This is a genomic window from Microvirga sp. 2TAF3 (assembly GCF_052114965.1).
GTDB lineage: Bacteria > Pseudomonadota > Alphaproteobacteria > Rhizobiales > Beijerinckiaceae > Microvirga.
This window is the reverse complement of sequence record NZ_JBFRFT010000006.1, coordinates 102,605-112,779: the sequence shown is the minus strand read 5'-3', so window position 1 is coordinate 112,779 and position 10,175 is coordinate 102,605. Positions and strand designations below refer to the sequence as shown.

Here is a 10,175-nt window from a genome sequence, read left to right as displayed (position 1 = left end):
ATGAGTGGGGCCGAAACAATAAAGGACCAGGAAGGTCTCGCCGTTAGATCACGGCGCCTCGGGCGATCAGCAATTTCTGCTTCAGATCATTCTGAGCGAAAGGCTTTTGCAAGACCGGGCGATCCCGGAATGCATCGCGAATGCCTGCGCTTCCGTAGCCGGTCGAGAACACAAAGGGGATCGAGCGCTGCGCCAGGGCTTCCGCCACCGGATAGATTGGCTCGCCGGCGACATTCACATCGAGAATGGCGAGATCGACCTTCTCGCGAGCGACTGCGTCGAGGGCCACCGAGAGACGCGCTGCCGGACCGATGACCTCGCAGCCGAAGTCGAGCAGCATATCCTCAAGAAGGAGGGAGATCGCGGCTTCGTCCTCCACTACCAGGATACGCAGGCCATTGAGATCGCCGCCACTCGTCAGGCTTTCGGTCACAGCTTCACTTTCTCTCGAATGGCGCCGTCGGACTCTCGGTGCCGGGACAACGATCTCAGCAATGCCTCAAGCATAGCCTAGAATCAATAACTTGTAACATCTTCAAGCCCTGCACCAAAGGATGCTCCCGCCGCATAGATATGGTCAATGCCGCCAGCTCTTCGATTCGGACGCTATTCGCCGGATGCGTCAAGGATCGCAGGCCTGGCGTTGCAAAGGGTAAAAATGGATAAATAGCAATACTTTCAATATGTTAATTTTGTTCAACGCACAGGGGCGGGCCGTTTTGCCGGTCCGTCTCCTTGGCCGAGGCCGCCCAATCGGTGACAGCTTGAGCCTATAGAGGCGAGATCCGGCATGACGCCGCCTCTTGCGGAAATGTCATCCTCTCCTGAATAATCGGATCATGTGCCTGATTTCACGCTTCCGCGACCTTTTCGATCAAACAATCGGTCCCGATGAGCGCCCCCGGTTGCTGGCTCTTGCCTATCGGGTCGCGGCCATCGATGGCGTCGTGCATGAATTCGAGGACGATCTCATCTGGCGCATGGGGCGTCTCCTCGGCTTGTCCGCGGAAACTCTCGCCGCCATCAAGGGCGAAGCCCTGAAAAACCTCATGGCGGATCAGGCCCATGTCTAAGCAGCCTTCCAAAGCGCCGGTCCTGATTATCCTGCATCAGGAGCATTCGACGCCGGGACGGGTCGGCCGTCTCTTGCAGGAGCGAGGATACCGGCTCGATATCCGTCGGCCGCGCTACGGCGATCCGCTGCCGGAAACTCTCGCGGAGCATGCGGGCGCGATCATCTTCGGCGGGCCGATGAGCGCCAACGATCCGGACGATTTCATCAAGGCCGAAATCGACTGGATCGAGGTGCCCCTGAGGGAAAACAGGCCCTATCTCGGCCTGTGCCTCGGGGCGCAGATGCTGGCCAAGCATCTCGGCGCGCGGGTCTGGGAGCATCCCGACGGGCGGGCCGAGATCGGCTATTATCCGCTGCTGCCGACCGCCGCCGGCGCCGCTTTGAGCGAAACGTGGGGCGTGCCCTGGCCGACCCATGTCTATCATTGGCACCGGGAGGGTTTCGACTGTCCGTCGGGCGCGGACATGCTTGCAACGGGCGACGATTTTCCGACCCAGGCCATTCGCGCCGGTAGCGCCGCCTATGGTCTCCAATTTCACCCGGAGGTCACGCATGCCATGATCTGCCGCTGGACGGTCCGGGCGGCGGAGCGGCTTGCCCTGCCGGGCGCGCAGGATCGGGCGCGGCAGATCGAAGGGCGCTTCCTCTACGATCCCCACGTATCGCGCTGGCTCGATCTGTTTCTCGATCACTGGCTCGATCCGGAAAAGCCCGCATCCGGACGACCTTCGCCCCGCTCGCCCGTGTGAGATTTTCATGTCCCCGGCTGGTCGGATGGCCGGATCGTGCATGACGGTCCTCTCACCCGGAAGAACCTGTGCGGGCGGGTCCATGCTGCCGTTGGGCACTGGACCGGATTGTCGACGCGGATTCTAATTGCCGAGCTCTTGCTTTCTTCCCCGAGGGAGAAATTGATGTTGCAGGCTCGTGATCGTAGGCGGCTTTTGCTGAGTGCCGCGGCTCTTCTGGGAAGTACGGGAGCCGGCCTTGCCGCGGATCTCGGACCGGCGCCACAGGAACCGGTTGTCGCCGCTCCGGGTCAGCCCGCCAGTCTCTGGACCTATCGCTTCGTTCCCTATGGCTGGCTGACCGCCATGACCGGCAAACAGACCGTGCGGGGACGGACCGTCAAGGTCAATGCGAGCTTCATCGATATCGTCGAGGAGAGCGATACCCTCCTCGCCCTGATGGGCGATTTCGAGGCGCGCAACGGTCCGCTTGCTCTCTATGGCGATGTGGTCTGGAGCAAGGTTGGCGTGTCTGGCAGCCACGTCAGGACGCGAACTCTCGCGCCGGGCGTCAGCGGAACGCTCGGGGCCGCTCTCGACATGAATGTCGAGATGGCCATCATCGAAGGGGGAGCGGCCTACGAAATCCTGCATTCGGGACCGTTGTCGTTCGATCTCACCGCAGGCGCGCGCTACTGGTATCAGAAGGCGGATCTGTCCTTCGACCTCGTCGGCACCATCGGTGCGGGCGATCTCGAACTCGTGGGCGGGCGCGCCATTGCCCGGTCCGGTTCGGTCGATTGGGTCGATCCGATCATCGGGGCAAGGATGCGCTATGCACTGGCGCCTGGGCAGGAACTCTTCCTGCGCGGCGATATCGGCGGGTTCGGGGTGGGAAGCAAATTCTCCTGGCAGGCCGTTGCCGGATACGGCGTCGATTTCGGCATCTATCGGGGCATCACCTTCTCGGGCGTGATCGGCTACCGGGCCCTCTCTGTCGATTACGTGAAAGGCGAGGGTCGGACGCGCTACGAATTCGACATGCTCATCCATGGACCTATCATCGGCCTGAGCATGCGGTTCTAGAGCATCGTCCGGGGCGGAAAACCGGGTCCACTTTTCCGCACGATGCGCTAAAGCATTGGGCGCGCATCAGGTCGGGTCGAACTCGAACGGCGACACGCCCCGCTTCATCTCGTCCACGATCAGCGCATGCATCAGCGGGGGCGCGGCGCGCTGCGGGCAGGCGACCCGCTCGCAGAGACGGCAATTGATGCCGATCGGCGTCGGGTCGGGCGATGTCAGGTCGAGCCCGCGGGCATAGACCAGGCGATGGGCGTATTTTAACTCGCAGCCTAAGCCCACGACGAATTGCGGATCGGGCATGCCCCATGCCGTCGAGGCCCGCTTGACGGCGCGCGCCACCGAGAACCAGCGGGACTCGTCGGGCAGCTCGATGATCTGCGTCACCACCTGTCCGGGCGTCTTGAAGGTGGCGTGCACGTTCCATAGCGGGCAGGTGCCGCCATATTGCGAGAACGGGAAACGCCCCGACGAGAAGCGCTTCGAGACATTGCCCGCGGAATCCACACGCACCAGGAAGAAGGGGATGCCGCGCGCGCCGGGGCGGGCGAGCGTCGTCAGACGGTGAGCCACCTGCTCGAAGCTCGCGCCGAACCGGGAGCCGAGTATATCCACGTCGTATCCGAGCGTCTCGGCCGCCGCGTGAAACTTGCCATAGGGCATCATCAGAGCACCGGCGAAATAATTGGCGAGAGAGACCCGCAGAAGCCGCCGCGCCGGCCCGTCGGCCGGCTCCAGGCGTATCGAGAGATCGTCGATGGTCTGCCGCATCTCGGCGAAAGCGAGCTGATAGGCGGCCTGGAAGGTGCGTCCGGAAGGGTCGACCATTTCGGAAATGAGAAGCTGCCGGCGATGATGGTCATAACGGCGCAGTGAGTCGGACATCACGTCGATGGGCATGACCCGCACGCGGATGCCGTGTTTCGCGCGCAGGCGCTCCGCGATGGCGAAGAAGGGCTCGTGCCCCGTCACCTGAAGATCGGAGGCCAGGGTTTCCGCCGCTTCGTCGAGTTCGGGAAAGTAGTTTCTTGCCTCCTGGATGAGATGCCTGACACGATCGACCGGATTGTCCTGCGGCGCATCCTCGGCCCGGTCGCGATCGTTCAGATCGGGCGTCTGCGCTTCCCGTGCACCGCGCATGGCCACATAGGCGCGGTAGAGTCGGTTGACTGCGTCGACCAGGCTGGGCGCGCTCTCGATGGTCTCGCGCAGTTCGAGGCGCGAGACCGGCGTGCTTCGGAAGAGCGGATCGGTGAAGACCTCATCGAGTTCCGAGACCGTGCGCTCGGTATCGTCGGTGGCGAATTCGCGCGGGTCGAGGGAATAGGCATGGGCGAGCCGGATGAGGACCTGCGCCGTGATCGGGCGCTGGTTACGCTCCATCAGGTTGAGATAGCTCGGCGAGAGCCCGAGCTCCTCGGCCATGCCGGCCTGACTCAGATTCCGCTCGCGCCGCAGGCGTTTGAGACGGGGGCCGACGAAAAGCTTCCTGCTCTCATCCATTTGTAAATAACTTTACAAGTTTACAGAACCGGTTTTGTCGTGTTGTGACAGAGCGACTTTTCTTTCAAAAACAAGCGTTGAAACATCGCCGTCCTTGGTTGTTACTGTCGATGCATGCCCTTCGCACATGTCGGATTGTGAACTGAAGGCAGCATTTGTCAATGAATGTAAATGGAAGGACACGCGATGACCGCCTCGACGATCCCCGGTTCGTTCGACGAGCTCTTTGCCTCCGCCCCGGCGGGACGCTTCGACGGTATCCGCCGTCCCTATTCGCTCGACGACGTGCTGCGGCTGCGCGGCTCGGTGACGATTGCCCAGACCCTCGCCGAGCGCGGCGCGCACCGGCTCTGGCAGCTTCTGCATGAGCGCCCTTACGTTCATTCGCTCGGCGCGATGACTGGCAACCAGGCCATGCAGATGGCCCGCGCCGGGCTCGAGGCGATCTATCTCTCCGGCTGGCAGGTGGCGGCGGATTCGAACGTCGCGGGCGCCATGTATCCCGACCAGTCGCTCTATCCGGCCAATTCCGGCCCGGAACTGTGCCGCCGCATCAACCGCACCCTGCAACGGGCCGACCAGATCGAACATGCGGAGGGTGGGGCGAAGCGGGACTGGTTCCTGCCCATCGTCGCCGATGCGGAAGCCGGTTTCGGCGGGCCGCTCAACACCTTCGAGATCATGAAGGCCTATATCGAGGCCGGCGCGGCGGGCGTGCATTTCGAGGACCAGCTCGCCTCGGAGAAGAAGTGCGGCCATCTCGGCGGCAAGGTTCTGATCCCGACCTCGGCCCATGAGCGCAATCTCGTCGCCGCGCGGCTCGCCGCGGACGTGATGGGGACCTCAACCCTCATCATGGCACGCACGGACGCGGAATCGGCACGCCTGATCACCTCCGATGTGGACGAGCGCGACCGCCCCTTCATCGAGCCCGACAGCCGCACGCCGGAAGGTTTCTTCCGCCTGAAGGAGGGCACCGGCCTCGATCATTGCATCGCCCGCGGCCTCGCTTATGCGGAATATGCGGATCTCCTGTGGTGGGAGACCTCGCATCCGGATCTCGACGATGCGCGGGCCTTCGCCGAGGCGATCCACAAGCGCTATCCGGGCAAGCTCCTCGCCTATAACTGCTCGCCTTCGTTCAACTGGAAGAAGAAGCTCGACGACGCCACCATCGCGCGATTCCAGCGCGAACTCGGCGCCATGGGCTACAAGTTCCAGTTCGTGACGCTGGCCGGCTTCCACCAGCTCAATTTCGGCATGTTCGATCTGGCGAGCGGCTACCGCGAGCGGGGCATGGGCGCCTATTCCGAACTCCAGGTGCGTGAATTCGCGGCCGAGGCCGATGGCTATACCGCCACACGCCACCAGCGCGAGGTCGGCACCGGCTATTTCGATCAGGTCTCACTGGCGCTCACGGGCGGCAAATCCTCGACCACTGCCATGAGCGATTCGACCGAGACCGCGCAATTCCAAAGCTCGGCCAAGCTCCAGGCGGCGGAGTGAGCTCAAACCAACCTTTCGATAAGGAGAACAGCCATGCATAAGCCTCGTTACTGGGTGGTCGGCGGCGAATACACCTCCACCGAATTCGAACAACTGGTTCAGGGCACGGAACGGGTCGTCGGCCCCTTCGAGACGCGCAGCGATGCCGAGCGGACCTGGCGCTACCTGTCCGAGGATCACCGGCCCCAGGCCCAGGTGCGCTTCACCATCGCCCAGGAGCCGCATGCAGGCCTGACGGCATAAAGCCGTCGACGGGTCGTTTCTGAACGATTTTCGGACCCGCTCCTGGCCGGTGTGGCCGGGTAGCGGGTTGATCGCGTCAACCATTGTTGAACTGAGTTGCAGGGGATTGATGAAGAAAAGGCCTGTCGGAGAGCGGAACCAGCCCTAAAACAGGAATTCCGGATCGCCGGAGCTTCCGAAAGGGTCGTCTGATGAAAGCTGTCCTGAAATCCATGACCGTTGCCCTGGCCTTGGGCCTGTCGGTCGCCGCCGCGAAAGCCGATGTGGTCGTTTCTTCCAAGATCGATACCGAGGGTTCGGTTCTCGGCAACATCATCCTGCAGGTACTTAACGCCAACGGCATCAAAACGCAGGATCGGATCCAGCTCGGCGCAACGCCGGTCGTGCGCAAGGCGATCACCGCCGGCGAGATCGACATCTATCCTGAATATACGGGCAATGCCGGCTTCTTCTTCAATAAGGCCGACGACCCGCTCTGGAAGGACGCGGCCAAGGGCTACGAGGCCGCCAAGAAACTCGATTACGATGCCAACAAGATCGTCTGGCTCACACCCTCGCCGGCGAACAACACCTGGGCCATCGCCGTGCGCAAGGATGTGGCGGGGCCGAACAAGCTCGCCAGCATGTCTGATTTCGGCAAATGGGTTTCGGGTGGCGGCAATGTGGTGCTTGCCGCGTCCGCCGAATTCGTGAATTCCGCCGCGGCGCTGCCCGCCTTCCAGGCCGCCTACGATTTCAAGATGAAGCCCGAGCAGCTCATCGTCCTGTCCGGCGGCGATACGGCGGCGACGATCAAGGCGGCTGCGGAGCAGACCAACAAGGCCAATGCGGCCATGGTCTACGGCACCGATGGCGGCATCGCGCCTTCCGGCCTCGTGGTGATGGCGGACGACAAGAGCGTCCAACCCGTCTATGCGCCGGCCCCGATCATCCGCGAAGCGGTGCTGAAGGAGAATCCGAAAATCGCCGACATGCTGAAGCCGGTCTTCGAATCCCTCGACCTCACCACCTTGCAGAACCTCAACGCCCGTGTTCAGGTCGGCGGCGAGGCGGCCAAGGCAGTCGCTTCGGATTATCTGAAGTCCAAAGGCTTCCTCAAGTGATCAGCCGAATGCCGAGAAGGCTTTGAATCAGCACCGGAATTCGAGGGAAGCAAAGCCGATCGTGAACGCGTCCGCCGCCCAAGCGAGTGCGCTCGGCGCATCGTCGCCGCGTCCTGCCCTTTCGCTCGATCGTCTGGGCAGCGTCGTTGCTCTCATGATCGGCGTCGCGCTGTTCGCGGCGCCGTTCGTGACCTACCGCGCCAACCGGATCGTGGCGGGCGAGCCGCGCATGCTGCTCCAGGCGCTGCCGACGATGTTCGCCATCGGCGTGATGGTTCTCGCGCTCGGCATCGCGCTCATCGCGGCCTTCGTGCGCAAGCCGGCCGCGCGGCTTGCGGCAGCCACGATGGGCTTAAGTGTCATCTTCCCCGTGGTCGGCCTGTCCGCCGGCTTCGTCACGCCCGCGGACAACACCTTCGCGCGGGTGTCGCCCGCGCTCGGGTTCTGGCTTCTTGCGCTGGCTTTCGGGCTGCTCGTGGCGGATTCCCTGACGCGTCTGCGCTTCGGTCCGTGGGCGCGGCTCGCTGCGCTCGCCATCGCAGCCGCCGCGGTAGCGCTCCTGCTTCTGTCGGGAGCATGGCACAACCTGTCCCTGCTCAAGGAATACACGACGCGCGCCGAAAGCTTCTGGCGCGAGGCGGAGCAGCATGTACTCCTCGCTCTCGGTTCGCTGGCTGCCGCCACGGCCATCGGCTTGCCCCTCGGCATTCTGTGTCATCGCGTGCAGGCCCTAAAAGGCGCGACGCTTCAGGTGCTCAACATCGTGCAGACGATCCCGAGCATCGCCCTGTTCGGCATGCTCATGGTGCCGTTGGGTTATGTCGCGGCAACCGTGCCGCTTGCCGCCGCGATGGGCATTCGCGGCATCGGTGCCGCTCCGGCCTTCGTGGCGCTGTTTCTCTATTCGTTGCTGCCCGTCGTTGCCAACACCGTCGTCGGCCTCGATCAGGTCCCGGCGCCCGTGGTCGATGCGGCGCGCGGGATGGGCATGTCGCGCCGCCAGCGGTTGATGCAGGTCAAGCTGCCTCTGGCATTCCCGATCATCCTCACGGGCATCCGCATCGTGCTGGTGCAGAACCTCGGCCTTGCCACCGTGGCGGCGCTCATCGGGGGAGGGGGCTTCGGCACCTTCATCTTCCAGGGCGTCGGCCAGACGGCAATGGATCTCGTGCTTCTGGGCGCAATCCCGACGGTGGCTCTGGCCTTTGCCGCGGCCGTCATTCTCGACGCCGTCATCGATCTGACGAAAAGGACCGGCCCATGATCGAGATCGAGCATCTGAGCAAACGCTACGGGGATACGGTCGTCGTCGACGACGTCACCATGCGTGTGGACGAGGGCACCATCACGGTGGTCGTCGGCACGTCGGGCGCAGGCAAGTCGACACTGCTTCGCATGATCAATCGGCTGGTCGAGCCGAGTTCCGGCCGTGTGTTGATTGATGGGCAGGACACGATGGCGATCCCTGAGGACGAACTCAGGCATAGCATTGGTTACGTCATTCAGGGGCATGGCCTTTTTCCGCATCGCACGGTTTTCGGCAACATCGCCACCGTGCCGCGCCTGCTGGGCTGGGATTCCAGGCGCATTGCGGAAAGGGTCGAGGAGCTGCTGCATCTATTCCAGCTCGATCCGGCTGAATTTTCCGAAAAATATCCGCATGAACTGTCGGGAGGGCAGCAGCAGCGTGTGGGGGTTGCGCGGGCGCTGGCGGCGAAGCCCGCTCTGCTTCTCATGGACGAGCCTTTCGGAGCGCTCGATCCGGTGATCCGCAGCAAGGCGCAGGACGATCTGCTCGCCATCCAGCGCCGTCTCGGCACCACCATCGTCCTTGTCACCCACGACATGGAGGAAGCCTTCCATCTCGGCGACAGGATCGCGGTGATGGACGAAGCGCGCCTGCTGCAATACGGCACGGCGGCCGAATTGCTGTCACATCCCGTCGAGGGGTTCGTCGAGCGCCTCGTCGGTACTGCGGACCGGCCGTTCCAGCTCCTGTCGCTCGCCAGGGTGCGCGATGCGATTGAGCCGGGCGCTGTCGGCGGCGAGCCCATCGATGCCTCGACCAACCTTCGCGATGCGCTCTCCCGGCTGGTCTGGACGGGCCATGACACCCTGCCGGTGGCGGATTCGTCCGGAGCCATTCTCGGCCGGGTCAGCATCGGCGGCATTCTCGCTCACGGGCGGCAGCCGGCATGAAGCTGTGGCCGGTCATCGCGCGCATTGCGGCGCTCATGCTGCTCGTGACCTTCATCGTCGCGCCGCAGCTTTTTGCGTTCGTCTTTGAGCCTTTGACCGAACACGGCGCGCCGGCGATTTACAATCAGAGCAGCCTGCTCTCCCTGACGCTTTCGCATCTGCGAACGGTCTTCGGCGCCGTCGTGGCCAGCACTATCATCGCCGTGCTGCTTGGCGTGTTCGTAACCCGTCCTTCGGGAATCGAGTTTCTTCCGCTCTCCCGCAGTCTCGTCAATATCGGCCAGACCTTTCCACCCGTCGCGGTGCTCGCGGTCGCCGTTCCTCTCGTCGGTTTCGGCGAAGCGCCGACCTTCATCGCTTTGTTTCTTTACGGCCTTCTGCCGATCTTCGAGAACACGCTCAGCGGTCTGACACAGGTGTCGCCGCTCACCCTCGAAGCGGCCAAGGGCATGGGCATGAATCCGCGCCGGCGGCTCTTCGAAGTGGAGCTGCCTCTCGCCCTTCCCGTTATCCTCGCCGGCATTCGTCTTTCCGTCGTTATCAATCTCGGCACCGCCACGATCGGCTCGACGGTGGCTGCCAAGGGGCTCGGCGAAGTCATCATCGCCGGACTCCAATCGAATAACGTAGCCTTCATTCTGCAGGGCGGCCTCGTGGTCGCACTCCTCGCCGCTCTCATCCACGATGCGCTGATGACGCTGGAACGGGCCGTTGCCCGAAGGCTCGGCCGATGAG

11 protein-coding genes are annotated in these 10,175 nt (G+C 63.3%); 9 read left to right on the top strand and 2 right to left on the bottom strand.

The window, feature by feature from the left end; all coding sequences use genetic code 11:
• Positions 1–43: 43 nt before the first annotated feature.
• Positions 44–433, bottom strand: a complete 390-nt coding sequence (locus AB4Y97_RS08375) for a response regulator (RefSeq protein ID WP_441998568.1) — start codon at positions 431–433, stop codon at positions 44–46.
• Between the two features lie 406 nt (positions 434–839).
• Here AB4Y97_RS08375 and AB4Y97_RS08370 point away from each other — a divergent pair, with 406 nt between their 5' ends.
• From AB4Y97_RS08370 to AB4Y97_RS08360, 3 genes are all read left to right on the top strand, one after another.
• Positions 840–1,073 (top strand): TerB family tellurite resistance protein, encoded by a 234-nt coding sequence (locus tag AB4Y97_RS08370; protein WP_441998567.1) that lies wholly within the window; start codon positions 840–842, stop codon positions 1,071–1,073.
• Positions 1,066–1,824 (top strand): glutamine amidotransferase, encoded by a 759-nt coding sequence (locus tag AB4Y97_RS08365; protein ID WP_441998566.1) that lies wholly within the window; start codon positions 1,066–1,068, stop codon positions 1,822–1,824. The genes AB4Y97_RS08370 and AB4Y97_RS08365 overlap by 8 nt, the downstream gene beginning before the upstream one ends.
• A gap of 165 nt (positions 1,825–1,989) precedes the next feature.
• Positions 1,990–2,889 (top strand): hypothetical protein, encoded by a 900-nt coding sequence (locus AB4Y97_RS08360; protein ID WP_441998565.1) that lies wholly within the window; start codon positions 1,990–1,992, stop codon positions 2,887–2,889.
• A 66-nt stretch (positions 2,890–2,955) separates the two neighbouring features.
• Here the strand turns inward: AB4Y97_RS08360 and AB4Y97_RS08355 are convergent, their stop codons facing one another.
• The gene (locus AB4Y97_RS08355; RefSeq protein WP_441998564.1) at positions 2,956–4,389 is read right to left on the bottom strand and encodes a helix-turn-helix domain-containing protein; all 1,434 of its coding nucleotides are present in this window, start codon (positions 4,387–4,389) and stop codon (positions 2,956–2,958) included.
• A gap of 186 nt (positions 4,390–4,575) precedes the next feature.
• Here AB4Y97_RS08355 and aceA point away from each other — a divergent pair, with 186 nt between their 5' ends.
• The 6 genes from aceA (at position 4,576) to AB4Y97_RS08325 (ending at position 10,174) form a co-directional block, all read left to right on the top strand.
• A complete protein-coding gene (aceA, locus tag AB4Y97_RS08350; RefSeq protein WP_441998563.1) occupies positions 4,576–5,895 on the top strand; it encodes an isocitrate lyase in 1,320 nt (439 codons plus the stop codon).
• 33 nt (positions 5,896–5,928) lie between these two features.
• Positions 5,929–6,138, top strand: a complete 210-nt coding sequence (locus AB4Y97_RS08345) for a DUF4170 domain-containing protein (RefSeq protein ID WP_441998562.1) — start codon at positions 5,929–5,931, stop codon at positions 6,136–6,138.
• Between the two features lie 191 nt (positions 6,139–6,329).
• Positions 6,330–7,241 (top strand): glycine betaine ABC transporter substrate-binding protein OsmF, encoded by a 912-nt coding sequence (gene osmF, locus AB4Y97_RS08340; protein ID WP_441998561.1) that lies wholly within the window; start codon positions 6,330–6,332, stop codon positions 7,239–7,241.
• 154 nt (positions 7,242–7,395) lie between these two features.
• On the top strand, positions 7,396–8,505 hold the full coding sequence (locus AB4Y97_RS08335) for an ABC transporter permease (protein WP_441998703.1): 1,110 nt from the start codon (positions 7,396–7,398) through the stop codon (positions 8,503–8,505).
• Positions 8,502–9,440, top strand: a complete 939-nt coding sequence (locus AB4Y97_RS08330) for an ABC transporter ATP-binding protein (RefSeq protein WP_441998560.1) — start codon at positions 8,502–8,504, stop codon at positions 9,438–9,440. Before AB4Y97_RS08335 ends, AB4Y97_RS08330 begins: the two co-directional genes overlap by 4 nt.
• Positions 9,437–10,174 (top strand): ABC transporter permease, encoded by a 738-nt coding sequence (locus AB4Y97_RS08325; protein WP_441998558.1) that lies wholly within the window; start codon positions 9,437–9,439, stop codon positions 10,172–10,174. The genes AB4Y97_RS08330 and AB4Y97_RS08325 overlap by 4 nt, the downstream gene beginning before the upstream one ends.
• Position 10,175: the final 1 nt, after the last annotated feature.

What these genes read in the sequence shown, in the direction of transcription:
- AB4Y97_RS08370 (WP_441998567.1), top strand. Translation starts at nt 840, where the DNA reads ATGTGCCTGATTTCACGCTTCCGCGACCTTTTCGATCAAACAATCGGT.
- AB4Y97_RS08365 (WP_441998566.1), top strand. Translation starts at nt 1,066, where the DNA reads ATGTCTAAGCAGCCTTCCAAAGCGCCGGTCCTGATTATCCTGCATCAG.
- AB4Y97_RS08360 (WP_441998565.1), top strand. Translation starts at nt 1,990, where the DNA reads ATGTTGCAGGCTCGTGATCGTAGGCGGCTTTTGCTGAGTGCCGCGGCT.
- AB4Y97_RS08355 (WP_441998564.1), bottom strand. Translation starts at nt 4,389, where the DNA reads ATGGATGAGAGCAGGAAGCTTTTCGTCGGCCCCCGTCTCAAACGCCTG.
- aceA (WP_441998563.1), top strand. Translation starts at nt 4,576, where the DNA reads ATGACCGCCTCGACGATCCCCGGTTCGTTCGACGAGCTCTTTGCCTCC.
- AB4Y97_RS08345 (WP_441998562.1), top strand. Translation starts at nt 5,929, where the DNA reads ATGCATAAGCCTCGTTACTGGGTGGTCGGCGGCGAATACACCTCCACC.
- osmF (WP_441998561.1), top strand. Translation starts at nt 6,330, where the DNA reads ATGAAAGCTGTCCTGAAATCCATGACCGTTGCCCTGGCCTTGGGCCTG.
- AB4Y97_RS08335 (WP_441998703.1), top strand. Translation starts at nt 7,396, where the DNA reads ATGATCGGCGTCGCGCTGTTCGCGGCGCCGTTCGTGACCTACCGCGCC.
- AB4Y97_RS08330 (WP_441998560.1), top strand. Translation starts at nt 8,502, where the DNA reads ATGATCGAGATCGAGCATCTGAGCAAACGCTACGGGGATACGGTCGTC.
- AB4Y97_RS08325 (WP_441998558.1), top strand. Translation starts at nt 9,437, where the DNA reads ATGAAGCTGTGGCCGGTCATCGCGCGCATTGCGGCGCTCATGCTGCTC.